Source organism: Variovorax sp. NFACC27 (assembly GCF_048301545.1).
GTDB classification, from domain to species: Bacteria; Pseudomonadota; Gammaproteobacteria; order Burkholderiales; family Burkholderiaceae_C; genus Variovorax; species Variovorax gossypii.
This window is the reverse complement of sequence record NZ_CP157613.1, coordinates 4,624,648-4,647,740: the sequence shown is the minus strand read 5'-3', so window position 1 is coordinate 4,647,740 and position 23,093 is coordinate 4,624,648. Positions and strand designations below refer to the sequence as shown.

22 protein-coding genes are annotated in these 23,093 nt (G+C 68.0%); 10 read left to right on the top strand and 12 right to left on the bottom strand.

The window, feature by feature from the left end:
* Positions 1-114: 114 nt before the first annotated feature.
* On the top strand, positions 115-591 hold the full coding sequence (locus ABL840_RS21770; RefSeq protein WP_093195082.1) for a VOC family protein: 477 nt from the start codon (positions 115-117) through the stop codon (positions 589-591).
* 12 nt (positions 592-603) lie between these two features.
* Here the strand turns inward: ABL840_RS21770 and ABL840_RS21765 are convergent, their stop codons facing one another.
* The 7 genes from ABL840_RS21765 to ABL840_RS21735 all read right to left on the bottom strand — a co-directional run bounded on the left by ABL840_RS21765 (position 604) and on the right by ABL840_RS21735 (position 5,712).
* Positions 604-2,031 (bottom strand): MATE family efflux transporter, encoded by a 1,428-nt coding sequence (locus ABL840_RS21765; RefSeq protein WP_093306797.1) that lies wholly within the window; start codon positions 2,029-2,031, stop codon positions 604-606.
* Positions 2,028-2,594, bottom strand: coding sequence for a DUF2239 family protein (locus ABL840_RS21760; protein WP_093195084.1), 567 nt, complete (start codon positions 2,592-2,594; stop codon positions 2,028-2,030). The genes ABL840_RS21765 and ABL840_RS21760 overlap by 4 nt, the downstream gene beginning before the upstream one ends.
* Positions 2,595-2,710: 116 nt before the next feature.
* Positions 2,711-3,073: a GIY-YIG nuclease family protein gene (locus ABL840_RS21755; RefSeq protein ID WP_093306796.1), complete on the bottom strand. Its 363-nt coding sequence runs from the start codon at positions 3,071-3,073 to the stop codon at positions 2,711-2,713.
* A 58-nt stretch (positions 3,074-3,131) separates the two neighbouring features.
* Positions 3,132-3,638, bottom strand: coding sequence for a hypothetical protein (locus tag ABL840_RS21750; protein ID WP_093195086.1), 507 nt, complete (start codon positions 3,636-3,638; stop codon positions 3,132-3,134).
* An 82-nt stretch (positions 3,639-3,720) separates the two neighbouring features.
* Positions 3,721-4,050 (bottom strand): hypothetical protein, encoded by a 330-nt coding sequence (locus ABL840_RS21745; protein WP_093306795.1) that lies wholly within the window; start codon positions 4,048-4,050, stop codon positions 3,721-3,723.
* Between the two features lie 16 nt (positions 4,051-4,066).
* Entirely contained in the window at positions 4,067-4,945 is an 879-nt protein-coding gene (locus ABL840_RS21740) for a hypothetical protein (protein WP_093306794.1), read from the bottom strand.
* A 77-nt stretch (positions 4,946-5,022) separates the two neighbouring features.
* Positions 5,023-5,712 carry a hypothetical protein gene (locus tag ABL840_RS21735; RefSeq protein WP_093195089.1) on the bottom strand — a complete coding sequence of 230 codons (690 nt, stop codon included), beginning with the start codon at positions 5,710-5,712 and terminating at the stop codon, positions 5,023-5,025.
* A gap of 385 nt (positions 5,713-6,097) precedes the next feature.
* Here ABL840_RS21735 and ABL840_RS21730 point away from each other — a divergent pair, with 385 nt between their 5' ends.
* From ABL840_RS21730 to ABL840_RS21715, 4 genes are all read left to right on the top strand, one after another.
* Positions 6,098-6,892 carry a LuxR C-terminal-related transcriptional regulator gene (locus ABL840_RS21730; RefSeq protein ID WP_093195090.1) on the top strand — a complete coding sequence of 265 codons (795 nt, stop codon included), beginning with the start codon at positions 6,098-6,100 and terminating at the stop codon, positions 6,890-6,892.
* A 59-nt stretch (positions 6,893-6,951) separates the two neighbouring features.
* A complete protein-coding gene (locus ABL840_RS21725) occupies positions 6,952-7,899 on the top strand; it encodes a sensor histidine kinase (protein ID WP_256227911.1) in 948 nt (315 codons plus the stop codon).
* Between the two features lie 84 nt (positions 7,900-7,983).
* Positions 7,984-10,359: a Tex family protein gene (locus ABL840_RS21720; RefSeq protein ID WP_093306793.1), complete on the top strand. Its 2,376-nt coding sequence runs from the start codon at positions 7,984-7,986 to the stop codon at positions 10,357-10,359.
* Between the two features lie 52 nt (positions 10,360-10,411).
* The gene (locus ABL840_RS21715) at positions 10,412-11,485 is read left to right on the top strand and encodes a phospholipase (RefSeq protein ID WP_093306884.1); all 1,074 of its coding nucleotides are present in this window, start codon (positions 10,412-10,414) and stop codon (positions 11,483-11,485) included.
* Here the strand turns inward: ABL840_RS21715 and ABL840_RS21710 are convergent.
* From ABL840_RS21710 to ABL840_RS21690, 5 genes are read right to left on the bottom strand one after another with little or no spacing between them, the layout of a single operon-like run.
* Positions 11,449-11,817: a hypothetical protein gene (locus ABL840_RS21710; protein ID WP_418115978.1), complete on the bottom strand. Its 369-nt coding sequence runs from the start codon at positions 11,815-11,817 to the stop codon at positions 11,449-11,451. The two genes, ABL840_RS21715 and ABL840_RS21710, sit on opposite strands and share 37 nt — an antisense overlap.
* On the bottom strand, positions 11,814-12,185 hold the full coding sequence (locus tag ABL840_RS21705; RefSeq protein ID WP_093306792.1) for a RidA family protein: 372 nt from the start codon (positions 12,183-12,185) through the stop codon (positions 11,814-11,816). Before ABL840_RS21705 ends, ABL840_RS21710 begins: the two co-directional genes overlap by 4 nt.
* Positions 12,182-13,690 (bottom strand): efflux transporter outer membrane subunit, encoded by a 1,509-nt coding sequence (locus tag ABL840_RS21700; RefSeq protein ID WP_093306791.1) that lies wholly within the window; start codon positions 13,688-13,690, stop codon positions 12,182-12,184. The genes ABL840_RS21705 and ABL840_RS21700 overlap by 4 nt, the downstream gene beginning before the upstream one ends.
* Positions 13,691-13,703: 13 nt before the next feature.
* A complete protein-coding gene (locus ABL840_RS21695; protein WP_093306790.1) occupies positions 13,704-16,799 on the bottom strand; it encodes an efflux RND transporter permease subunit in 3,096 nt (1,031 codons plus the stop codon).
* Positions 16,792-17,946 carry an efflux RND transporter periplasmic adaptor subunit gene (locus ABL840_RS21690; RefSeq protein WP_093306789.1) on the bottom strand — a complete coding sequence of 385 codons (1,155 nt, stop codon included), beginning with the start codon at positions 17,944-17,946 and terminating at the stop codon, positions 16,792-16,794. Before ABL840_RS21690 ends, ABL840_RS21695 begins: the two co-directional genes overlap by 8 nt.
* A gap of 208 nt (positions 17,947-18,154) precedes the next feature.
* Between ABL840_RS21690 and ABL840_RS21685 the strand changes: the two genes are divergently transcribed.
* The 5 genes from ABL840_RS21685 (at position 18,155) to ABL840_RS21665 (ending at position 23,031) form a co-directional block, all read left to right on the top strand.
* On the top strand, positions 18,155-18,862 hold the full coding sequence (locus ABL840_RS21685; RefSeq protein ID WP_093306883.1) for a response regulator transcription factor: 708 nt from the start codon (positions 18,155-18,157) through the stop codon (positions 18,860-18,862).
* On the top strand, positions 18,855-20,264 hold the full coding sequence (locus tag ABL840_RS21680; protein ID WP_093306788.1) for a sensor histidine kinase: 1,410 nt from the start codon (positions 18,855-18,857) through the stop codon (positions 20,262-20,264). The genes ABL840_RS21685 and ABL840_RS21680 overlap by 8 nt, the downstream gene beginning before the upstream one ends.
* 135 nt (positions 20,265-20,399) lie before the next feature.
* Positions 20,400-21,164, top strand: a complete 765-nt coding sequence (locus ABL840_RS21675) for a hypothetical protein (protein ID WP_143042999.1) — start codon at positions 20,400-20,402, stop codon at positions 21,162-21,164.
* Between the two features lie 102 nt (positions 21,165-21,266).
* A complete protein-coding gene (locus ABL840_RS21670) occupies positions 21,267-21,944 on the top strand; it encodes a site-2 protease family protein (protein WP_093195098.1) in 678 nt (225 codons plus the stop codon).
* Positions 21,945-22,050: 106 nt separating this feature from the next.
* Complete coding sequence (locus ABL840_RS21665; RefSeq protein ID WP_093195099.1) at positions 22,051-23,031, top strand: tripartite tricarboxylate transporter substrate binding protein; 981 nt, start codon at positions 22,051-22,053, stop codon at positions 23,029-23,031.
* Positions 23,032-23,093 lie beyond the last annotated feature (62 nt).

The following is a 23,093-nucleotide window of genomic DNA, read 5'->3' as shown; positions in this document are numbered from 1 at the left end:
GGCGATCGGAACACATGGGAACTTCCCGCTGACAGGCGTCGCACGGGTTGACAGGGGGCGTGCGACGCTTCGATACTGAACTATCAGGTTCATCGTCAAAAGCGAAGGAGTCCCATGCAGAAGATCATTCCCTGTCTCTGGTTCGACACCAACGGCGAGGAGGCGCTGAAGTTCTACAGCAGCATCTTTCCGAACTCGCGCGTGACCGACACGCTGCTCTGGGGCGACAGCAACCCCAGCCGCAAGGGCTCGCTGCTCACCGCGACCTTCGAGCTCGACGGGCAGAAGTTCATGGTCCTCAACGGTGGCCCGGAATACAAGTTCAACCCGGCCATCTCGATGTTCGTGCCCTGCGAGACGCAGGCCGAGGTCGACTACTACTGGGACAGGCTGCTCGAAGGCGGCGGCCAGCCGGTGCAGTGCGGCTGGCTCACCGATCGGTTCGGCGTGTCGTGGCAGGTCGCGCCTATGGCCATGATCCGCATGTTCCAGGACAAGGACGAGGCCAAGGCCAACCGCGCGATGCAGGCCATGATGAAGATGGTCAAGCTCGACCTTGCCGAGGCGCAGCGGGCCTTCGACGGCAAGTAGGCCGCGCGGCGGCTACACCAGCTTGTGGATGGCCTTCTTGCGCCACACCAGCTGGTAGTACGCGGTCTGCAGCAGCAGCATCGCGCCGAAGGTCACCGGGTAGGCCACCCAGATCCCGTCGAGCCCGATGCGGTGGCTCATGACCCAGGCCACCGGCACCTCCACGCCCAGAATGCAGATGATGGAAATCAGCGTGGGCACCAGCACCGAGCCGCTGGCGCGCATGATCCCCGACAACGCCGAGGCCATGCCGAAGACCACCAGGCTCCACAGCATGATGTGCAGCAGCGTCTGCGCGATCTCGATGACCGGCGCGCTGGTGATGAAGAAGCCCATCAGCGGCCGCGAGAACAGGTAGCCCAGCAGCACCAGACCGCCGGTGAGCACCAGGTTCATCAGCAGCGCCGTCTGCGCGATGGCGCCGAGCCGGTTGGCGCGGCCCGCGCCGATGGCCTGCGCGCCCAGGATCGACGCCGTGATGGCGATAGAGATCGCCGGGAACTGGACGTACGCCACCACCTGGTTCACAGCGCCGTAGGCGGCCGTGGCGTTGGAGCCGAAGCCGTTGACCATCGACAGCAGCACAACCTCGGCCAGCGCGACCACGATCATCTGCACGCCCGTGGGCACGCCGATGCGCAGCACGGCCTTCAGCAGCTGCGGCTGGATGCGCAGGTTGCGCATGAACTCCGCGTCGGGCGCGAGCGGACTCTTCTGCTGGCGCAGCCGGAAGCCCAGCCAAGTGGTCGCCACGATGAACGACAGCACCGACGCCCATGCGCCGCTCGCCACGCCGAGCTGCGGCAGGCCGCCCCAGCCGCGGATGAGCGCGGGCGTGACCACCAGCCCGATCAGCGTGGAGATCAGCAGGGTGAACAGCGGCGTGACAGTGTCGCCCACGCCGCGAAGCATCGCGGTGGACAGCAGGAACAGGAACACGCCCGGCATCGCGATCAGCATGATGCGGGCATAGCGCGTGGAGTCGGCCAGCACGTCGGGCGGCGTGCCCAGCGCGGCCAGCATCGGCGTGGTGAACGCGCCGCCGAACACGGCGATCACCAGTCCCAGCAGCACGCCGACGGTGAGCGTGGTGCCCGCCACGGCCTTGGCCTTGGCAACGTCGCGCGCGCCCCATGCCTGGCCGATGAGCACCGAGGCGCCCGCGCCCAGGCCGATGATGAAGGCGATGAAGAAGAACATCACCGGGAAGAAGCTCGACACCGCCGCCAGCGCGCCCACGCCCAGCATCTGCCCCACGTACACGTTGTTCAGCGTGCCGGAGAGCGACTGGAGGATGTTGCTGAGCAACATCGGCGCGAGGAAGAAAAGAAAGACCTTCCACAGCGGCCGTGGCGCGTTGACCGGTGCCACTGGCACGCCTTGCAGTCCGCTGGGGTCGGCGCCGCCGCGGGTTCCGGTTGTCTCGGGTGTTGTTCTCATTGGGCGTGCCAGCCGGCGGCCGACAGTTTCTGCAGATGGGCGCGCACGTCGGCGGGCCAGGTTTCTATGAGGTTGCCGAAGCGCTGCTCCTCGCCGGCGAACAGCGCGCGCGTGGCTTCCTCGAAGCCCGGCAGGTTGCCCGCGATGGCGGTCATGAAGCGGTAGGTGGCTTCCTGCGCCGCGCGCACGGTGTCGCGCTCGGCGTTCACGCGGCGGGCATCGTCGACCAGCTTGCGCAGCGCGACCGATGCGCCGCCCGGCTGGCGGCCGAGCCAGTCCCAGTGGCGCGGCAGCAGCGTGACTTCGCGCGCGACCACGCCGAGCTTGGGGCGGCCCACGCCGCGCGGGGCATCGTCGCGATGCTCGGCTTCGTGGTCGCGCAACTCGGGCGGGAGCTCGCGCATGTCGAGGTCGAGTTGCGCGCCGGTGCGGTCGTCGAACACGAGATAGGGCCCGGGATCGTCGCGGCGGCGCAGCTGGTCGAGCACTTCGGCCTTGCTGCCTTGCGCGACGCGCTGGAAGTCGAAGAACACGGTCAGGGTGGTGGGGGTGTCGGATGACATTCGGGTGTTTTGTTCCTGGGGGTACCAAGCGAAACGAGGTGCGTAATCTACTCGCTGCCGCGCTTTGGTGCGCGTCATCTGGTTGCCACGCGTTGCGTGCGCGCCCGGTGCAAGTTTCAACGCGTGTTGTAGCCCTTCGGTCCGAAGCACTGCAACTCTTCCTGCCAGAGCGAAAGAAGCCTGTCGAGTTCGGCTTTGCGGTCGAAGGCGGGGTCGTCGCGCTCCTTGACGCGATCGATCACCTCGAAGCTGAAATGGCCCGCGCCGTGCTCGATCCAGTCCTGCCCGAGCGCCTTGTTGCGGTGGCTGCGCATGTTCAGTTCGAAGCGCGCACGGTTCATCGCGCCTTCGACGTCCAGGCTGCCGCCCACATAGACGCGGCCGTTCGAGCCGTTGCGGATGACGTAGACGCCCGCGGGGCGCGGGGTTTCCTTGTATTGCCGGACGAGGGCGCGGCGGCTTTCCGTGGAGAGATTCATTCTTCAAATATTACCCGGGTTAAATGGAGGCTGCAATATAACCCGGGTAATATTTATCTCAGCCTTCCCGGAACCGTCGCCAGCCGCGGGCGATCCGCCGGTTCAGCGCCCGCACCACGCGCCAGGGGCGGCTCTGGCGAACGATGGTGAGCACGTGGTCCTTCCACGCCTTCCATCGCGGATACCAGCGGGCGAACCACGGAATGCGCATCAGCGGCCCTTCGACCAGCTGGAAGATCCGCGCGACGATGGCCGTGCCCACGAGCTTGGCCAGCACCAGCACGGTGAGCGCGGTGGCGGCATGGCCCCGGCTGAACAGGAACAGCGCCAGCACCTTCACCGGCAGCAGCAACAGCACCGGAATGAAGAAAGCCAGCAGCGCTCCCCAGGGCGGCAGCCGCCGCAGCCGTGCTTCGAGAGCGGCCCAGAAGGGAAGGCGCGACAACCGCGCCGCGAGCGCGGCCAGCGGCTCCCAGCCCCATTCCTCGAAGAGCAGCAGGGGAACGACGAGCGCGGTACCTATGGCACGGAGCAGGGCACGCAAGGCGCGCGGAAATGTGGGCATTCCGCTAGCGTAAGGCAATGCGGACCGGGCCTCGCACGGCCCTGTCGCTCGCCTTCGCCTGCTTTCCCGCCTGCTTGCCTGCCTACTTTCCGGCAGGCACGAAGAACAGGTATTCGCCGCGGCCCATCTCGGGCGTGACCTCGTAGCCGGCGCACAGGTCGTTGGTGCACTGGATCACGATCACGCGCGGCCAGATCGTCGCAGCCGTGGGATAGCCCGGCATGTACTGCGGCACGTGCCACACGCCCAGGGAACCTACCGCTTCCGCGTTCTCGGTACCCCGTGCGTTCTGAAGGCCGCTACCCATGTTCATCCGCTCGACGCGCAGCGTGGGCTGCGCGACGGAAGCGGCCGCCGCCGCCGTCGTCGCGCAGCAGGCCGCCAGCCAGAGGAGAAGTACGGTCCTGGTCATTTCAGGCTCCGCGCAGTCATTGCGGCACCGTCCGCAGGCCAGGGCCGTCGTCGAGCCGGGCGTCGAGCAGATGCGCGGCGCGGATGGCGGCTGCGTCACGCGGGTCGATCGGCGTCACAGTCGCGCTGACGACCGGAGTCGCCACCGCGGCGGACGGCTCTTCCGCGGCAACGGGAGCGGTAGCCACCTGCTGCGGCGCTGCTTCGGCGATGGGAGCCGGTGGCGTTGGCAGCGGAGCAGCCGCGGGGGCCGTGGGAGCGGGCAGAGGCGCCGGTGCGATGGCCGCCACGGGTTGCGGCACCGCCGGAGCGGGTGGCGCCACGGCAGCCACCGGTCGAGGCGGTGAGGCGGGCGCGCCGCTGGCCGATGCCTGCGGGCCGTAGGCCGAAACGCGTTCTTCCGCCGTCATCGACTGCGGGCATTTGGTGCCCGTCATCTCCAGCGCGGCCATGGCCGCCGGGTCCATGCAATCCATCGCGAGCGAGGCCGCCTTCATGCCCTTGTTCCAGAGCTCGCGGCTCATCTTCAGGCGCTTGCAGTGCTCGTCCGTCCAGGTGGTGCCGAAGCTGAGGCCGACGCCGGCGCCGTTCGCGCTGGCGCTGGTGCTGCCCATGCAGGTGTCGTTGCTCGTCGTCAGGTTGGGGCCGTTGACCGAGGGCACGTTCTTGATCGTGTAGCTGCCCCGGTAGTCGATGGTGCTGGTCGTCGCGCCGCTGCTGTTGACGTTCTGGGTCACCGTCGAGGGGTTGGTGGTGTTGAAGTTCACGGCCTGGTTGTTCCCCTGGGCCGAGGTGGTGGCCGAACTCGATGACTGGTTGTTGGCTCCGCCCACGTTGGTCTGCGCCATCGCGCCCGCGGAGAGGCCCAGCAGGGCCAGGACGATAAGTTTCTTCATGTTCTCGACTCCTTTGGTAGCCGGGGAGGGGCGAACCCCTCCCCATTTCCTGGTGCAACAACCGGTGTCGGCGAAGTTCAGGGTGCCGATGCGGTCGAACCTGCGCCAGCCAGGCCGCCGGTGCCGCCGCCGTTGCTGAAGCCGCCTGCATTGCCGAAGCTGACGTTGGTCACGCCGAAGGAGCCGCCGGTGGAGCCCGCGGTGGCCGAGGTGGTGGTGCCGTTGATGAAGCCGTTGACGGCGCCCGAGGAGGCGCTGTAGCCCGAGGTCGTGCCCGAGGTGCGCGTCACGATCGCGAGACCGCCGCCAGGACCCGCGGCCGTTGCAGCCGTGTTGTTGGTCGTGGAGGAGGCGGTACCGCCGGCACTGCCGCTCACCGAGTTCGGCCCGCCCGCGCTGTAGTTGGCATTGGATGCCGCGCCTGCATTGGCCTGTGCGTTGGCACCGCCCACGGCAAGGCCGTTGCCGGTCGTCGCGGCCATGCTGGTCACGCTGCCCTGGGTGGTTGCCGAGCCGCTGGCCGAGGCGCCGCCGATGCGCAGGCCAGGGAAGCTGACCGCGCCGCCTGCCGCGTTGGCCGAGGCCGACGAGCTGGAGTTGGCTGCGTTGTAGCTGAGTGCGCTGCCGGTGCCGGAGCTGGCTGCCACGGAGCCGGCCGAGCTGGAGGAGCCGGTCGTCGTGCTGGTGGCGGCAAGGGCCGTGGTGCTCGTGGCGGAGGCGACGCTTCCGACCAGGACCACTGCGATGGCGATGAGAGTCTTCTTCATGATGCTTCCTCGAGAGATGGTGGTGAAACGAACCCGATCGCCGGAGCATCCGGCCATCAGCTGACGGTCAGTAGCGGGGGCTGAAATGGCATTCCGCGTCGACCGGGATGCAGTTTCTTGGCTGGGAAGCGAACGAAGAATGCCCAGTGCTGGGTAGAGCAAGGCTATGGCGAAAGGCGTGTTTCGCCCCCTCCGGAGCGCCGCCCGGAGGACGCGTTTACTTGACACGACAGAGGAGGAAAGTACAACTTTCGATGGACAGCGGTCGCGAATCGCAACAGAATGCAACCAAAGTAATCAAAAAAACTGAAACTCAAAATCTGAATGGAAATGGATTAACTTTTCGTCACGAACAAGATGCACCAGTTGTCACAAAGGGGCTGAAATGGAAAGCGATCTCGACATTTCGTTGACAGATTCAGGGAATGGGTCTAGGAAATTCTCGAACCCAGGACAGTTCGGCGGGCTACTCGCTCCCTCTGCCGATACCCTCCCGTGGCCTGATTTCCTTACAGGGCAGCAAACCAAACCAGTACGCGTTCTGCTGGTGGACGACGACCCCTTCGTGCGTCGCGTCATCGCCCAGGAATTGCTGGGCGACCTGCGCATCCAGCTCGAGGGCCAGGCCGGTACCCTGCGCGAGGGACGCCGATTGCTGATGCAACACGAGTTCGACGTTCTCATGGTCGACATCCGCCTCGGCGACGGCAGCGGATTCGAGCTGATCGAGGAGGCCAAGCGGCATCGCAGCGCGGCCGAGATCATCGTCGTCTCCGCGCTCGAGGACGAACCCCAGGTACTGCATGCCTTCGAACTCGGAGCTTCCGGCTACCTCGTCAAGAACGCGTGGTTCCAGAGCTATGCGCAGGCCGTGCTGCAGGTGGTGAACGGTGGTGCCGCCATCACCCCGCGGCTGGCCCGCAGGCTGCTCGTGCACCTCGACCACAAGCGCTCCAACGTGAACCCGGTGCGTCCGCCGGACAGCAAGGCCACGTTATCCACCCGGGAGCGCGAAGTGTTGCGACTTGTAGCAACGGGCTACGTAACCGAGGAGATCGCGCTGCAGCTCACCATCAGCGCCCAAACGGTCAACGCGCACGTCAAGAACATCTACCGCAAGCTGCACGCCCACACCCGCGCGCAGGCCGTGAGCTTCGCCTCCCACCGGGGACTCCTGTAGGGCATGCCGTGCTCGCGCCGCAGGTCCTTCATCTTCCGCACATTCTGGAAGACCAGTTCGTGTGGTTGTCGATCGGCTCGTGGCTCGTGCTCCTGACGTGGCTGTACTCGCGCATCTCGCGCCGTCGGCTGCTGATGTGGGCTGCTCTGGCCGGCGCGCTGCACCTGACGCCGGTGGCCGCGCAGGTCATCAGGGCGGGTTCGGCCATCACGGTCATGGCGCAGGACATGCCGTTCACCTTCTGGGCCCTGCAGGTGGTCAACGTGCTGGTGCTGGGCATGATCCTGGGCATCTGGTACGTCTCGCAGCGGCGCGCATCGCGCTTCCGGCAGACCCAGGCGGTGATGGCGGAGCGCCGCCGCATCGCCAACGACCTCCACGACGGCGTCGGCTCCAGGCTGGTGGCGCTGCTGGCCAGCCAGAACCCCGGGTCCGGCGGCCCCGACAGCCTCTCGATGGCGCTGCAGGCCTGCCTTCTCGAACTGCAGATGACCGTGGACGACCTGGACGACCAGGGCGACAGCACCGTCGTCGAGCGGCTGGGCCATTTGCGCTACCGGCTGAGGCCCGCTTTCGAGCGCATGGGCATCGCGCTCGAATGGAGCGTCTCGCCCGAGTCCGAGGCCTTTCCCATGCCGGCTGAAACCGCGTCGCAGGTCTGCCGCGTGGCGCAGGAGGCCTTGTCCAACGCATTGCGCCACTCCCGCGCGACCCGCGTCGAGCTGCGCGTGGCTCCGCAGGAGGGCGGCAGGGCGATGGTGCTCGAGGTGCGGGACAACGGCCGGGGGCTGGGCGCGCCGGGCAGCCTGCCGGCCGGCGACGAGCACTCTTTCGAGAGCCTGGGCAAGGGGTTGCGCAGCATGCATTCGCGCGCCGAAGCGATCGGGGCGGAGCTCGACATCGCTCCCGTCGCGCCGCACGGCCTGTGCGTGCGGCTGGTGGTGCCCTGCGAGGCGGTCGCGCAGCCGCAGCCCGAGGCACGGCCCGAACACGAAAGCATGCTGTAACACGCCCGCCGGGCGAACCGGCGCGGATGCCGTTCCCGCCTATGGCAAACTCCCGCGCTTTGTTGCCAGGGACGCGCTCAAGACATGCAGAAAATCATTCGCCAGCTCGCCGTCGAGATCAAGGTCGGCGAGAACCAGGTGAAGGCCGCCGTCGAACTGCTCGACGGAGGCGCCACGGTTCCATTCATCGCCCGCTACCGCAAGGAAGCCACCGATGGCCTCGACGACACCCAGCTGCGCGAGATTGAAGCCCGCCTTTCCTACCTGCGCGAACTCGAGGACCGCCGCGTGGCCGTGCTCAAGGCCATCGACGAGCAGGGCAAGCTGACCCCCGAGCTGCGCGCCGCCGTCGAGCTGGCGCCTACCAAGCAGGAGCTGGAAGACCTCTACCTGCCGTTCAAGCAGAAGCGCCGCACCAAGGGCCAGATCGCCCGCGAATTCGGCATCGAGCCGCTGGCCGACAAGCTGCTGGCCGACCCCACGCTCGACCCCACCGTGGAAGCCAAGGCCTTCCTGCAGCCAGCCACCACGCTCGACGACGGCAAGCCGGGCCCCGACTTCTCCACCGTGCCGCTCGTGCTCGACGGCGTGCGCGACATCCTTTCCGAGCGCTGGGCCGAAGACGCCGCGCTGGTGCAGAGCCTGCGCGAATGGCTCTGGAACGAAGGCCTGCTGCGCTCCAGCCTCATGGCCGGCAAGGACGAGAACAACGCCGACGTCGCCAAGTTCCGCGACTACTTCGAGTACGACGAGCCCATCGGCCGAGTGCCTTCGCACCGTGCGCTGGCCGTGTTCCGCGGTCGCGCGCTCGAGATCCTCGACGCCAAGCTGGTGCTGCCCGTGGAGCCCGAGCCGGGCAAGCCCAGCATCGCCGAAGGCCGCATCGCGCTGCACCTGGGCTGGAGCCATTCGGCCCGCCTGTCGGACGACCTGATCCGCAAGTGCGTGGCCTGGACCTGGCGCGTGAAGCTGGCTCTTTCCACCGAGCGCGACCTGTTCACCCGCCTGCGCGAAGACGCGGAAAAGGTCGCCATCAAGGTGTTCGCCGACAACCTGCGCGACCTGCTGCTGGCGGCGCCCGCCGGCCCGCGCGTGGTGATGGGCCTCGACCCGGGCATCCGCACCGGCGTGAAGGTGGCCGTGGTCGATTCCACCGGCAAGCTGGTCGAAACCGCCACCGTGTTCCCGCACGAACCGCGCAAGGACTGGGAAGGCTCGCTGCACACGCTGGGCAAGCTGTGCGCCAAGCACGGCGTGAACCTGATCGCCATCGGCAACGGCACCGCCAGCCGCGAAACCGACAAGCTGGCCGCCGACCTCATCAAGCTGCTGGCCAAGATGGCCGCGCAGGCCGGCGCGCCCGAGTTGAAGGTCGACAAGGTGGTGGTGAGCGAGGCCGGCGCCTCGGTGTACTCCGCCAGCGAATTCGCCTCGCAGGAAATGCCCGACGTCGACGTGAGCCTGCGCGGCGCCGCCTCCATCGCGCGCCGCCTGCAGGACCCGCTGGCAGAGCTCGTGAAGATCGACCCCAAGAGCATCGGCGTGGGCCAGTACCAGCACGACGTGAACCAGAGCGAACTCGCGCGCACCCTGCAGGCCGTGGTGGAAGACTGCGTGAACTCGGTGGGCGTCGACCTCAACACCGCCAGCGTGCCGCTGCTCAGCCGCGTGTCGGGGCTGTCGTCGAGCGTCGCGAAGGCGGTGGTGCGCTGGCGCGAGGCCAACGGCGCCTTCTCCACCCGCAAGCAGTTGCTCGACGTGACCGGCTTCGGCCCCAAGGCCTTCGAGCAGAGCGCGGGCTTCCTGCGCATCCGCGGCGGCGCCGATCCGCTGGACATCACCGGCGTGCACCCCGAAACCTACCCGCTGGTCGAGCAGATCATCGTGAAGACCGGCAAGCCCATTGCCGAGCTGATGGGCCGCGCCGACATGCTCAAGACGCTGAAGCCCGAGCTGTTCGCCAACGAGAAGTTCGGTGTCATCACGGTCAAGGACATTCTGGGCGAACTCGAGAAGCCCGGACGCGACCCGCGCCCCGACTTCAAGGTGGCGCGCTTCAACGACGGCGTGGAAGACATCGCCGACCTGAAGGAAGGCATGGTGCTCGAGGGCACGGTGAGCAACGTGGCCCAGTTCGGCGCCTTCGTCGATCTCGGCGTGCACCAGGACGGCCTGGTCCACGTGAGCCAGCTGAGCCACAAGTTCGTGAACGACGCGCGCGAGGTCGTGAAGACCGGCGACATCGTCAAGGTCAAGGTCATGGAAGTGGACGTGGCGCGCAAGCGCATCGGCCTGTCGATGAAGCTCGACGCCGCTCCGGCGCGCCGCGACGGCCCGCGCGACAACCGCTTCGAGGGCGCGGGACGCGGGCAGCAGCAGCACGGCCGCCGCGACAGCTCGCCGCAGCCGGCCGGCCAGATGGCCAACGCCTTCGCCAAGCTGCAGGGACTGCGCAAGTAGCAGACCCGGCGGACCGCGACGCACGCTTCTTGCTGACGTGTCCGGCATGACGATGAAAGCCCTGCGCATCTATGCCGGCCCCGCGGCCCGCAAGCACATCGAGCAGCACGGCCTGCGCCCGCAGGACGTGCGCACCATTCCCGGCGCGGCGGGCGGGCCGAAGGGACTGATCCTCGGGCCGCTCGACCGCTTCATCTTCGGCCGCTGGCTGCCGCAGTCGAGCCAGCAGGTGCACCTGGTGGGCGCCTCGATCGGCGCGTGGCGGCTTTCCACGGCCTGCCTGTCGAACTCCGACGCCGCCTTCGAGCGCTTCGAGCACGACTACGTGCACCAGCAGTTCGAGGTGCCGCCGGGGCAGAAGCGGCTCAGCCCGCGCCAGCTCAGCGAGCGCTTCGCCGAGAGCCTCGAAGCCTTCTACGGCGGGCGCATCGGCGAGGTGCTGAGCCATCCGCGCTACCGCCTGCACGTCGTGACATCGCGCGGCCGGCACATCCTCGGACGCGAGGGCAGGGCGCGTACGCCGGTGGGTTACCTCGGCGCCTTCGCCACCAACAGCCTGCACCGCAAGAGCCTGGGCGCGTGGCTGGAGCGCTGCGTGTTCTCCACGCCCGGAGCCGCCTTGCCTTTCGCCACGCGCGACTTCCGCACGCGCCAGCACGCGCTGAGCGAGGCCAACTTCAACATGGTGCTGCAGGCCTCGTGCTCCATTCCGTTCCTGCTGGCGGCGGTGCACGACATTCCCGGCGCACCGCGCGGCGCCTACTGGGACGGCGGCATCACCGACTACCACCTGCATCTCGACTACCAGCCGGCCGACGACGGCATCGTGCTGTATCCGCATTTCCAGCAGGCGGTCGTGCCGGGCTGGCTCGACAAGGGCCTGCGCTGGCGCCACAAGGCAAGCGGCTTTCTCGACCGCATGGTGGTGCTCGCGCCCGATCCCGAATGGGTGCGGACCCTGCCCAACGGCAAGCTGCCCGACCGCAAGGACTTCATCCACTTCGCCAACGACGCCCAGTCGCGCATCGCCGCATGGGGCCGGGCCACGCGCGAGGCGCAGCGGCTTTCCGACGAGTTCCAGGACTGGCTTCAGCGCGACGCCGCCCCCGGCATGCTGCCCCTCTGACCCGGCAGCGCCAGGGGCAGGGCGCAGTCGAGGATGTTCACTTCCACCGCATCGCCGGCCTTGAGCGCGGCGCCGGCGGGCCAGCGGCCCGTGCCGAGCGAGCGCGTATGCACGCCGCCGTTGCGGTAACGCACGACGGCATAGAGCGCCGCGGTGCCGCCCTCCGCGCCGCAATCGCGGTCGGCCGTCGCGGCCAGGTCACCGGCCCGCCCGACGCTGACGACCTGTGCCGCTCGCCAGCCGGCGGCGTGGTCGAAGGAATGCGCGTCGAAAGCCGAGCAGCCACCCAGCGCCAGCGCCCACAGCAGGGTTGCGCGCCGGACGGGTCTCACGGCGCCGGCCCGATCGCCGCCGTGGCCTGGATCTCGACGCGGTACTCCGAGTCGATCAGCTTCGCGCCGACGGTGGCGCGGGCGGGCGTGTGGCCGGCGGGCACCCATTCGTCCCACACCGAGTTCATCGCGGCGTAGTCGCCTACCGTACGCAGGTAGATCGTCACGCTCACCAGGTCTTTCTTCGTCGCGCCTTCCATGGCGAGCAGGCGGTCGATGTGGCGCAGGATCTCGCGCATCTGCCCGGTGATGTCGAGCGAGGGGTTCTCGGCAACCTGGCCCGAGAGGTACAGCAGGCGCGCGGCGCCCAGGTCGACGGTCACCATCTCGCTGAAGCGGGGGCCCATGTCGTGGCGGATGATGTTCATGGCGATGCGGGGGAATTGGAAGATGACGAGACGATGGCAGGTTGCTGCGCATTCCACCAGCCGCCGCCGAGCGCCTGGAAGAGGGCGGCCGCGTCGGTCAGCCGCAGTGCGCGCGCCTGCACGAGGTTGAGTAGCGCCTGCTGTTGCGCCTGCTGCGCGATACGCAGCGAGAGCGCGCTGGCATCGCCCAGACGCACCTGCGCCTGCGTGCGCGCCAGGCTCTGCGAAGCGGTGCGCTCGGCCTTCACGGCCGCCTGCAGCGCGCGCGTGTCGGCGTCGATGGCTTCGAGCGTGTTGGCCACGTCCTGGAAGGCAGCGAGCACCGTCGCGCGGTACTGCGCCGCCGCCTCGTCGAACGAGGCCCGCGCGGCCGCCTCGCGGTGCTTCAGCGCGCCGCCGTCGAAGATGGGCTGCGTCACGCTCCCGGCCACGGTCCAGAAGAGCGACGACGACTTGAACAGGTCCGACAGCCTGTACGCCGACGAGCCGTACGAGTTCACGCCCAGCGTCAGGTTCGGCAGCCTGGCTGCTACCGCCACGCCGATGGCGGCGCTCGCGGCCTGCAGCTGCGCTTCTGCCGCGCGCACGTCGGGGCGGTGCTCGACCAGGCTCGACGGCAGGGTCAGCGGCAGCTCCGACGGCAGCTGCAGGGCATCGAGATCGAATTGCGCCTCGACGCCCTGGCTCGGATAGCGTCCCGCCAGCGCGGCAAGCAGGTTGCGCTGCTGCGCGAGCTGCTTTTCCAGCGGCGGCAGGGTGGCCTCGGTGGCTGCCAGCGAGGCCTCCTGCGCGTCGACGTCGGCCGGCGCCACCTGGCCCAGCGCCAGTTGCTTGCGGTAGGCCGCGAGCATCTCCTTCTGGCCCGCGACGATGGCCTGCGTGGCGCGTTGCTGCGCGCGCAGCGAGGCCTCGGTGATCGCGGCAGCCACCACGTTGCTGCTCAGCGTGAGCTTCGCCGCCACTGTCTGGAAGCGCTGCAGCTCGGTCTGTGCCTTGGCGCCTTCCACCTGCCGGCGGGTGGCGCCGAACACGTCGGGCGTGTACGACACCGTCACCTGCGCCGTGTGCAGCGTGTAGAGGCTCGCGTTGGACGACACAGGGCTCGCGACCGCGCTGGCCACGCGCTGCCTCGTGGGCGAGTAGCCCAGTGCCACGGTCGGCCAGAAGGCGGCGCGGTCGGCCGCCTCGTTCTCCTGCGCGGTGCGCAGGGCGGCGTCGGCGGCCTCGATGGTCGGGTTGCCGGCGAGGCTCTGCGTCACCAGCGCGTTCAGCGGTTCGCTGCGAAAGGCCTGCCACCACTGGGCGGGTACGTCCAGCTCGGGCGACAGGCGTGCCAGCGGCACGCTCTCGGCCTCCTGGCTTGTCGGCGGCGTCGCCGTGTACTGCGTGGGCAGATTCAGCGGCGGGCGAGCGTAGTCGGGGCCGACAGCGCATCCGGCCATCAGCAGCGTCAGCGCGACGCCTGCGGCCGCGGGGGCCGTTCTTGTCTTCAATGCTTTCGTCATTTTTCTTGCTCCCTCAGCGGTCGCGGCGCGAGCGGGTACCCCAGCCCTTGCGCTCGAACAGGCGCTCCATCGCGAAGTACAGCGTCGGCAGGATGAAGAGCGTCAGCAACGTCGACACCACCAGCCCGCCGACCACCACCGTGGCCAGCCCGCGCTGCACGTCGGTGCCCACGCCGGTGGCCAGCGCCGCCGGCAGCATGCCGACGGAGGCCACTGTGGCAGTCATCAGCACCGGCCGCAGTCGCTCGGTCGCGCCTTCGAGCACCGAGGCCTGCAGCTCCAGCCCTTCGCCACGCACGCGCCGGAAGTTCGCGACCATGATGATCCCGTTCTGTATCGACACGCCGAACAGCGCGATGAAGCCCACGGCCGTGGCCACGTTCAGCGTTTCGCCCGCCACGTGCACCGCGATCAGCCCGCCCAGCGTGGCCATCGGCACCACGCCGAGGATCAGCGCCACCTGCCGGATCTTTCCGAACTGGAAGAACAGCAGCACCGCCATGATGCAGACCACGATGGCCAGCGACACGCCCAGGCGGGCCTGCGCGCGCTGCTGGTTCTCGAACTGACCGGCCCACTGCAGGCGGAATTTCGTGGCGTCGAACTTCACCTCCTTCGCGATGCGATCGCGTGCCTCGTCGAGGTAGGAGGCCAAGTCGCGGTCGCGGTTGTCCACGCGCACCGTGATCTGGCGCTCGTTCATCTCGTGCGAGATGGTGCTTTCGCCGGTCTGCAGCCGGATGTCGGCCACCTGCGACAGCGGCACCTTCGCGCCGCCGGAGCTGTTGAGCAGCAGCGCGCCGATGGCCTCGGTGTTGCCCTTGGCGCTCTTGGGCATCTTCACCGACACGTTGTAGGTGCGGTTGCCCGAGTACACCGTGATCACCGGCGCGCCGCCGATGCCGGTCTGGATCAGGCTGGCCACGTCGTTCGCATTGACGCCGAAGCGCGCCGCCGCCTCGCGGTTGAGCTGGATCACCACTTGCGGAATCGGCGGCTCCTGGAACAGCGAGGCCGAGGCCGTGCCGCGCACCGTCTCCAGCAGATCGACGATCTGGTTGCCGATGCGCCGGCTTTCCTTCAGGTCGTCGCCGTAGATGCGCAGCACCAGCGGGCTGTGCGCGCCGCCCACGGCGTCGTTCACGCCGTCGATGATCGGCTGGCTGATGCCCACGTCGAAGCCCGGCATGCGCGCGAAGCGCTCGGTCAGAGTGCGCACGAAGTCCGCCTTCTTCACGCCGGCCGGCCACTCGCTGTACGGCTTGAGGCCCAATGGCACCTCCATGTGCGAGGGCGTCCACGGGTCGGTGCCGTCGTCGTTGCGGCCGAGCTGGGTCACCACGTACGACACTTCGGGGTATTCGAGCAGCACGTGCCTCAGCTCGGTGGCCATCTCGCTGGCCTTGTCGAGCGACAGGCCCGAGGGCAGCTGCACCTGCAGCCACAGCGCGCCTTCGTCGATGTCGGGCAGGAACTCGCGCCCGGCCGTGGCGCCGAGCACTACCACCGCTGCAAGCGCCGCCACGCTCAGGCCGTAGGCGACGGCGGGCAGGTCCAGCAGCCTGGCCAGTACCCGGCGGTACGCCGCCGTGAGCCACACCAGCGGCTTGTTGACGAAGGGCTTGCTCGGCTTGCGCAGCGCCACGTAAGCCAGGCTCGGAATGAGCGTCAGCGCGCAGAGCAGGGCGCCCACCAGCGCGTAGCCCACCGTGAAGGCCATCGGCTTGAAGAGCTTGCCCTCGGCGCGCTCGAACGCGAAGAGCGGAAAGTACGCCGTGATGATGATCAGCGTGGCGAAGAAGATCGGCCCCGACACGTGGCTCACCGTCTCGAGGATGTTGCCTTCGGTGAGCGTGGCGTGCGGTTCCTCCTCGCGCCTGCGCAGGATCGCTTCCATCACCACGATGGCGCCGTCCACGATGATGCCGAAGTCGATCGCGCCCAGCGAGAACAGGTTGGCCGGCATGCGGGTGAAGTGCATCACGATGAACACCGTCACCAGCGACATAGGGATGGCCACCGCCGCCACCACCGCGCTGCGCGGGCTGCCCAGGAAAAGGATCAGCACGAAGCACACCAGCGCCATGCCTTCGAGCACCGTGTGCGTCACCTTGTCGACCGTGAGCTTCACCAGGTCGTCGCGGTCGATGTAGGGCACGATCTTCACGCCCATGGGCGCGAGCTCGGCCTGCAGCTCGTCGATCTTCCTGTGCACGCCTTCCAGCACGCGCGAGGGGTTTTCGTACTTGAGCATCAGCACGATGCCCTCGATGGTGTCCGGGCTGGTGTCCTTGCCGAGGATGCCGCCGCGCTCCTGGTGGCCGAACTGCAGCCGCCCGAGGTCGCGCACCAGCACCGGCGAGCCGTTGCTCTGCGCCACCACCACCGTGCCCAGGTCGTCCAGCGTGCGGATCTGGCCGATGCCGCGCACCACGTAGCTCTGGTCGCCGCGCGCGATGCGCCCGCCGCCCGCGTTGGCGCTGTTGTTGTTGATGGCCGTGACCACGTCGTTGAGCACCAGCCCGTACTTCTGCAGGCGGGCCGGATCGAGCTCCAGCTGGAACTCCTTGGTGAAGCCGCCGAAGTTGTTGATGTCCACCACGCCGGCAACCTGCTTGAGTGCGGGAATCACCTTCCAGCGCTGCAGCTCCGACAGCTCCATCAGGTTCTTCGTGTCCGACTCCAGCGTGTAGCGGTAGATCTCGCCGGCCGGCCCGGCCACTGGCCCCAGGCCGGGCTGCGCACCCGAGGGCAGGCTGACCTGGCCGATGCGCTCGGTCACGCGCTGGCGGGCGAAGTAGTCGTCGGTGCCGTCCTTGAAGGTCAGCGTGATGAGCGACAGCCCGAAGGTGCTGCTCGAGCGGATCCAGGCCAGCCCCGGCGTGTTGCTCAGCGCGCGCTCCAGCGGCGTGGTGATCTGCTGCTCGATCTCCTCGGCGGCCAGGCCGTTGACCTGAGTCGTCACCTGCACGTTGACGTCGCCGAGATCGGGATACGCCTCGACCGTCATCTGCGTCCACGACCACGCGCCGAACAGCACCAGCGCCACCGACATCGCCCAGGCCAGGTGCCTGCGGCGGAAGAACTGGGTGATGATGAGATTAATCATTCAGCAGCACACCACCACGCACCACCACGCGCTCGCCCGCGGCCAGGCCGCTGCGGATGCGGACCTTGTCGCCGTCTTCCCGGCCCAGCTCTACCGTGCGCCGCACGAAGATCCAGGGCTCGGCCTCGACGAAGACGCTCACGCTGTCGTTGTTCATCAGCAGCGCCGAGGCCGGCACCTGCGGCTGCGCGCCCTGCGGCACGCCCAGCACCGCCGTTGCGTACATGTTGGGCTTGAAGATCCCGTCGGGGTTGGCGAACACGATGCGCGCGCGGGCGCGGCGCGTGTCCGCGTCGAGCACCGCGCTCACGAAGGCGACCTTGCCGGTGAAACTGCGGCCCGGGTAGGCGGCCAGCGTGACCACCGCGTTCTGCCCCGGCGCGACCGTGCCGACGACGCTCTCGGGCACGTTGACCGTGACCCAGACCGAGTCGAGGTTCGACACCGTCATCAGCGCCGCGTTGGCGTCATTCAGGTTCGCGCCCGGGGCAGCGTTCAGTGCCGTGACCGTGCCGGACGTGGGTGCGACGATCTTCAGCACCTGGCCGGCCTGCGCGCCGCCGCCCTCGGCGCCAAGGCTGCGCAGACGCGCCTCGCTGCGGCGCAGTTCGGCCGCCTGCTGGGCGGCGGCGCTCTGGGCCGCTTCCACGTCCTTGGCGGCGTTCGAGCCGGCCTCGTTCACGCCACGCGCGCGCACCAGCGCACGCTGGGCAAGGTCGAGCGCGTCGCGGGCCTTCTGCGCGTCGGCCACGGCCTGCGCCAGGTCGGGCGAGCTCATCGTCGCGAGCACCTGGCCGCGCCGGACGGTGTCGCCCAGCCGCACCTTCAGCTCGAGCAGCCGGCCGGTCAGCGGCGGCAGGATGTTGACGGTGCCGGCCGGGTCGGCTTCCACAGTGGCCGGCAGGCTCACTTCGTGCGGCAGGGCGTCCTGGCCGACCGTTGCGACCAGCAGGCGATCGCGCAGCGGCGACCCCGCGGGCACGTTCAGCCGGTTGCCCTGGCGCACGAGCATCGGGGCCGGCGCGGCCGCTACCGCGGTGGCCGCATGGGCGGGGTTGTCGAACGAGTCGACGCACAGGGCCGCGCAGGTCATCAGGCCGAAGACGATGCGTGCGGGGGTGATCTGGTAGAGGGTTTTCTTCTTCATCGCGATGCGGATGTCGCGGGACGGGCGCGCCGCGCATGGGACCCCTTCCCATGCCCTCGATCCGCTCCCGTCTCCTGCCGGGGAGCGTATGAAAGGGCGCCTGAAGAAGCTCCCAAGAAATCCTGAAGTTCTCTTCAGGATCGGCCACCGACGGCCTTTGGTTGCCCTCGGTGGCCGGGAGTCAGGAAGGCGCGGCATGATCCGCGCCATGAGAATTCTGCTGATCGAAGACGACCGCAAGGCGGCTCGCCTGCTGGCCCGGGGCCTGCAGGAAGAGGGCTTCGTGGTCGACGTGGTGCACACGGCCGAGGAGGGCGACGAAGAGGCATTCGTCGTCGCCTACGACCTGATCGTGCTCGACTGGATGCTGCCCGGAAAGGACGGCCTCACCCTGTGCCGCGACCTGCGCCAGCGCGGCTGCAAGACGCCCGTGCTCATGCTCACCGCCCGCGACGCGCTGAGCGACCGCGTGGCCGGCCTCAACACCGGCGCCGACGATTACCTGACCAAGCCCTTCGCCTTCGACGAGCTGCTGGCCCGCGTGCGCGCGCTGCTGCGCCGCTCCGAGCTCGTGCGTCCCGTGGTGCTCTCGCTGGCCGACCTGAGCCTCGATCCGCTGAGCCAGCGGGTGCTGCGCGGCGGCATGGTGCTCGACCTGACGCACAAGGAGTTCGCGATCCTGCAGATCCTGCTGCGCCATGCCGGCGAGGTGGTCAGCCGCTCGCGCCTGGCCGAGCAGGTGTGGAAGGACGACCTGATCGCCATCGACAACCTGATCGACGTGCACATCAGCAACCTGCGCCGCAAGGTCGACGCGCCGCCGGCAGCGCCGCTGATACAGACCGTGCGCGGGCGCGGTTTCAGGCTGGCGCCGGCCGACGACAGCACCGGAACCGGAGCCGCCGCGCATGCTTAGCTTTCGCAAGCGGCTCGCGCTGGCGCACGTGAGCGCGATCGTCGTGGTGATGGCGGTCGCCGCCTTCGGCTCGTACCTCGTGTTCTCGCGCAACGTGCACCGCGAGCTCGATGCCGCGCTGCTGGCGCTGGCCGAGACCGAGATGGGCATGCTGCTGTCCGCCGGCGAGGGCGATACCGTCATCGTGCACGAGGCCCCACCGGGCCCCGGTGCGCCTTCGTTCGTGCGGCTCGACCGGCTGGTGCAGATCGTCGACGCCGACGGGCGCGTGCTCGCGCGCAGCAGCAACCTCGGCGAGGCGCAGCTGCCCATTCCGCCCGCGCTGCGCGAGCGGCTCGCCGCGGGCGAAACCGTGTTCGAGACACTCGACGGCTATGGCGAGGAGCCCACCCGCATGGTCTCGGTGCCCGTGCCGGGCCGCAGCTCGCTGCTCGCGGTGCAGGTGGCAGGCTCGCTGGACGACGTGAACCGCACGGTGGCCATGGCCAGCGCGCTGTTCCTGATCCTCGGCTGCGCGCTGCTGCTGGCGCTGGGCGCGGCGGGCGCGCTGATCACCCGGCGCGCGTTCGGCGCCATCGACGACGTGGTGCGGCAGGCACACCGCATCGGCGATGCGAATCTCGGCGAGCGGCTGCCGCACCCCGGAACGAAGGACGAGATCGGGCGGCTTGTGGACACGCTCAACGACATGCTGGCGCGCATCGAGCAGGGCATGGAAGCGCAGCGGCGCTTTACCGCCGACGCCTCGCACGAACTGCGCTCGCCGCTGTCGCGCCTGCGCACCGAGCTCGAGCTGGCCTTGCGCAGGCCGCGCGAACCAGCCGCGTACGTCGAGACGCTGCATTCCTCGCTGGAGGAAGTCGAGTCGCTCACGCTGCTGGTCGAGGAGCTGCTCGTGCTCGCCCGGCTCGATGCCGGCCAGGAGCGCGACGTGGCCGAGACGGTGTCGCTCAACCAGCTCGCGGAAGAAGCATCGAGGCGGCTGGAGCCGCTGGCACGCGAACGACGCCTCACGCTTTCGCTGGAGCCCGCGCCTCCGGTGGCCGCGCGGGTGGCGCGCGGTGCGGCCAGCCTGGCATTGGCCAACCTGCTCGACAACGCCCTCAAGTTCTCGCCGGCCGGAACCACGGTGCGCGTGGGGCTGCGGGCGGATGCCGATGCGAACGAGGCCGTCATCAGCGTGGCCGACAGCGGCCCCGGCATACGCGGTGACGAAATGCCGCATCTGTTCGAACGCTTCTACCGTGGGGCCACTGCGCGGTCGGACGAGAAGACGCCGGGTCTCGGGCTCGGGCTGGCCTTGTCTCAGGCCGTGGTTCATGCGCATGGCGGGCGGATCGAGGCGGCGAATGAAAGCGGTGGTGGGGCGCGGTTCGAGATGCGGTTGCCGTTGGCGCGTTGAGGCTGAGTCATCGATGGGACTAGGCGGCCCACTACACTCCGCGCGGCAACGGCTGTGAAACCGTCATTTCGCGCAAGCAAGGGTTTCGGTTTTGGCGCAGAGTGGACTGTTTATCAAGAAGACTCAGGAGGATTCATGGACTGGTTCGTAAGTGATATGGGCGGTGACAAGTTTCCGCATTGGATGCGGAGGCTCGGCATTTCCAAGGATGACGGGGAAGTAGTTGTTCCTGCGGCAATCGCAGGCAACGAATACGAAGTCGCCTTGCGTGCCGAGGGCGACGGGGTGCCACGCCATCACCGCGATGGGCACGTATACGTATCGGCGACATGGCTTTCGAACGCGTTTCCTGATGCCAGCGTGGTCTGCGAAAAGTTAGCGTTTATCGCCCGCAACAACGTATCGTCCGCGACAACTGATTCCGAAGCTGTTACTCAATACACCCAGTTGGCATCCCAAGCCGAGAGTAGGAGCGATGCGGTTATCACTCAAGCACTTTATCGGCGCGGATTCACACAGAATCAGTCACGAGATGCGCTATGGTTCACGCCCATTGCTTTCGGTCGTCGCTTGCTGCAAAGCAAGAACATGAAGTTTTCCGACAACTTTCTTGTCCTTTCACCAAACGGAGAGGTTCTGCAAGAGGGACAGCTTTCCGACAACTCGATCTACCGCTCCGCGGTTGAGTTGGCGCCAGCCCTTCTGTCAGATGCCGCAATCAAACATGTCGCGTTTCGATCCCCTGAGATCCGATCGTTTGCCGACGCCGTGAGCAAAGGGGCGAGTGCTGAAGATCTCGAATGGACACCCGTAATCTTCTTCAGCAGCAGCCCTATGTCTCAGGGACTTGAACGAGCGAGTCAAGTTACAAGTTCGTTCCTGGGGCCGGATCGCAATTGACGGCTTCCTAGAAAACCGCCACGGGTCAAATGTAGTAATCGTCGGAGAAGCGATGTACTCAGCATCCTTCAACGGCGAAGACCCCGCTGGGCAACCCGAAAAATGCTCATCTTCCTGAAGTTCATCGCCTCCATCGCGCTGCTGGTCTGCATTCATCTCTTCGCGATGGCCGCGCTGGGACGCTGGTGGGGCATCACCGTGCGTGCTGTTTCGCTGGGTTTCGGCCCGCGGTTGTTGTCACTCGGCATCTTCCATCTGCACGCTGTGCCGCTGGGGGGCAACGTCCGGTTCAAGGATACTCAGGAGGAGGGCGTGCCGTTCGACAAGCCAGCCGACTACTTCGACGACGCCTTCGATCACAAGCCACGCACTGTGCAGGTGCTGATTCCGCTGGCCGGCGTGGCAGCGCTGATCGTTGTCGCGCTGGTGTTGCGGCAGGGGGCTGCAGTGCCGAGCGTGGTCCATGGCTTCGCGCAGTTCCTGATGGGCGCGCTCGATCCGCTGACCACGGGGCGGCAACTGGTGAGCGGCGCAACGGCCTTCGCTGGGCAGCATGCTTTCCTGCCGTTGCTCGGGATGCTTGCCGCGAAGCTGGCGGCGGTGAACCTGCTGCCGGTGCCCTCGCTGAACGGTGGCCAGGCGCTGCTCACGCTGGTGACGCGCGACCTGCGCGAGACGCCGGCGTGGCGGCGCAGGCTCACGGTCGCTGGCCTACTGGTTTGGGTGGCGCTGGTCGCGTCGTGGCTGTCCGCGATCCTGGCGTACGTCGAAGGGCGTTGATCCGCCCGCCGGGCAAACCCTGACCGCTTAGGCGTGTGGCGCTTCGAGAATGGTTCGCTTAACCCATTCATTCATCTCGAAGCAACGAAGAAGGATCCCCGCCGCCATGCCTCAAGCCACGCTGTCCCGCCGCCGGTTCACGCTAGCCACCGCCGCCGCAAGCCTTGCGATGCCGTCGTTCGCGCAGGGCGCATGGCCCTCGAAGCCGATCCGCATCGTCGTGCCCTACACGCCGGGCGGCTTCACCGACCAGATGGCGCGGCTGGTGCAGATCGGGCTGCAGACGAAGCTTGGCCAGCCGGTGCTGATCGACAACAAGCCCGGAGCCAACAGCCTGATCGGCGTCGATGCGATCGCCAAGGCAGCGCCCGACGGCACGACCTTCGGCGTGGTCATCGCGGCCTATGCGGCCAACACTACGCTGTACCCGAAGCTGCCCTACGACCCGCGCAAGGACCTGACGGGCGTTTCGCTGATGGGCGTATCGCCGCTGCTGGCGGCGGTGAATGTCGATGCGCCCTTCAAGACCGCGCGCGAGCTCATCGACTACGCGCGCGCCAATCCGGGCAAGGTGAGCTTCGGCTCGTCGGGCAACGGCTCGGCGGCGCATCTCACCACCGAGCTGTGGAAGTCGCTGACGCAGACGTACATGATCCACATCCCGTACCGCGGCGCGATGCCGGCGCTGACCGACCTGATGGGCGGGCAGATCCAGCTTTTCTTCGATGCGCCCACGGGCCTCATCAACCAGGCCAAGGCGGGCAAGGTGCGGCTGATCGGCGTGGCGGGGGACAAGCGCCTCGCGGCGGCGCCCGAGGTGCCGACCTTCATCGAGCAGGGCTTCGCGGGTTTCACCGGCAGCACCTGGGCCGGCATGCTGGCGCCGGCGGCCACGCCGCGCGACATCGTCAAGCGCATGTCGGAAGAGGTGGCCCGCATCATCAGGAGCGACGAGACGCGCGCGAAGCTCGACGCGATGGGCACCATTCCGGCGGGCAGCACGCCCGAGGAGTTCGATGCGTTCATCACCGCCGAGACGGCGAAGTGGGGAAAGGTCATCCGCACCGCGGGCGTGAAGGCCGAGTAGTGCTTTCAGCGTAGCCGGGTCTTTTCAGGACGGGTTCCGAGTGTCCGGAAGGTCATTCGGAT

Excerpts from the sequence above, each read along its gene's own strand:
- ABL840_RS21695 (WP_093306790.1), bottom strand. The coding sequence starts at position 16,799 with ATGATTAATCTCATCATCACCCAGTTCTTCCGCCGCAGGCACCTGGCC.
- ABL840_RS21755 (WP_093306796.1), bottom strand. The coding sequence starts at position 3,073 with ATGAATCTCTCCACGGAAAGCCGCCGCGCCCTCGTCCGGCAATACAAG.
- ABL840_RS21700 (WP_093306791.1), bottom strand. The coding sequence starts at position 13,690 with ATGACGAAAGCATTGAAGACAAGAACGGCCCCCGCGGCCGCAGGCGTC.
- ABL840_RS21680 (WP_093306788.1), top strand. The coding sequence starts at position 18,855 with ATGCTTAGCTTTCGCAAGCGGCTCGCGCTGGCGCACGTGAGCGCGATC.
- ABL840_RS21690 (WP_093306789.1), bottom strand. The coding sequence starts at position 17,946 with ATGAAGAAGAAAACCCTCTACCAGATCACCCCCGCACGCATCGTCTTC.
- ABL840_RS21760 (WP_093195084.1), bottom strand. The coding sequence starts at position 2,594 with ATGTCATCCGACACCCCCACCACCCTGACCGTGTTCTTCGACTTCCAG.
- ABL840_RS21765 (WP_093306797.1), bottom strand. The coding sequence starts at position 2,031 with ATGAGAACAACACCCGAGACAACCGGAACCCGCGGCGGCGCCGACCCC.
- ABL840_RS21675 (WP_143042999.1), top strand. The coding sequence starts at position 20,400 with ATGGACTGGTTCGTAAGTGATATGGGCGGTGACAAGTTTCCGCATTGG.
- ABL840_RS21740 (WP_093306794.1), bottom strand. The coding sequence starts at position 4,945 with ATGAAGAAACTTATCGTCCTGGCCCTGCTGGGCCTCTCCGCGGGCGCG.
- ABL840_RS21685 (WP_093306883.1), top strand. The coding sequence starts at position 18,155 with ATGAGAATTCTGCTGATCGAAGACGACCGCAAGGCGGCTCGCCTGCTG.
- ABL840_RS21750 (WP_093195086.1), bottom strand. The coding sequence starts at position 3,638 with ATGCCCACATTTCCGCGCGCCTTGCGTGCCCTGCTCCGTGCCATAGGT.
- ABL840_RS21735 (WP_093195089.1), bottom strand. The coding sequence starts at position 5,712 with ATGAAGAAGACTCTCATCGCCATCGCAGTGGTCCTGGTCGGAAGCGTC.
- ABL840_RS21665 (WP_093195099.1), top strand. The coding sequence starts at position 22,051 with ATGCCTCAAGCCACGCTGTCCCGCCGCCGGTTCACGCTAGCCACCGCC.
- ABL840_RS21720 (WP_093306793.1), top strand. The coding sequence starts at position 7,984 with ATGCAGAAAATCATTCGCCAGCTCGCCGTCGAGATCAAGGTCGGCGAG.
- ABL840_RS21730 (WP_093195090.1), top strand. The coding sequence starts at position 6,098 with ATGGAAAGCGATCTCGACATTTCGTTGACAGATTCAGGGAATGGGTCT.
- ABL840_RS21770 (WP_093195082.1), top strand. The coding sequence starts at position 115 with ATGCAGAAGATCATTCCCTGTCTCTGGTTCGACACCAACGGCGAGGAG.
- ABL840_RS21745 (WP_093306795.1), bottom strand. The coding sequence starts at position 4,050 with ATGACCAGGACCGTACTTCTCCTCTGGCTGGCGGCCTGCTGCGCGACG.
- ABL840_RS21705 (WP_093306792.1), bottom strand. The coding sequence starts at position 12,185 with ATGAACATCATCCGCCACGACATGGGCCCCCGCTTCAGCGAGATGGTG.
- ABL840_RS21670 (WP_093195098.1), top strand. The coding sequence starts at position 21,267 with ATGCTCATCTTCCTGAAGTTCATCGCCTCCATCGCGCTGCTGGTCTGC.
- ABL840_RS21715 (WP_093306884.1), top strand. The coding sequence starts at position 10,412 with ATGAAAGCCCTGCGCATCTATGCCGGCCCCGCGGCCCGCAAGCACATC.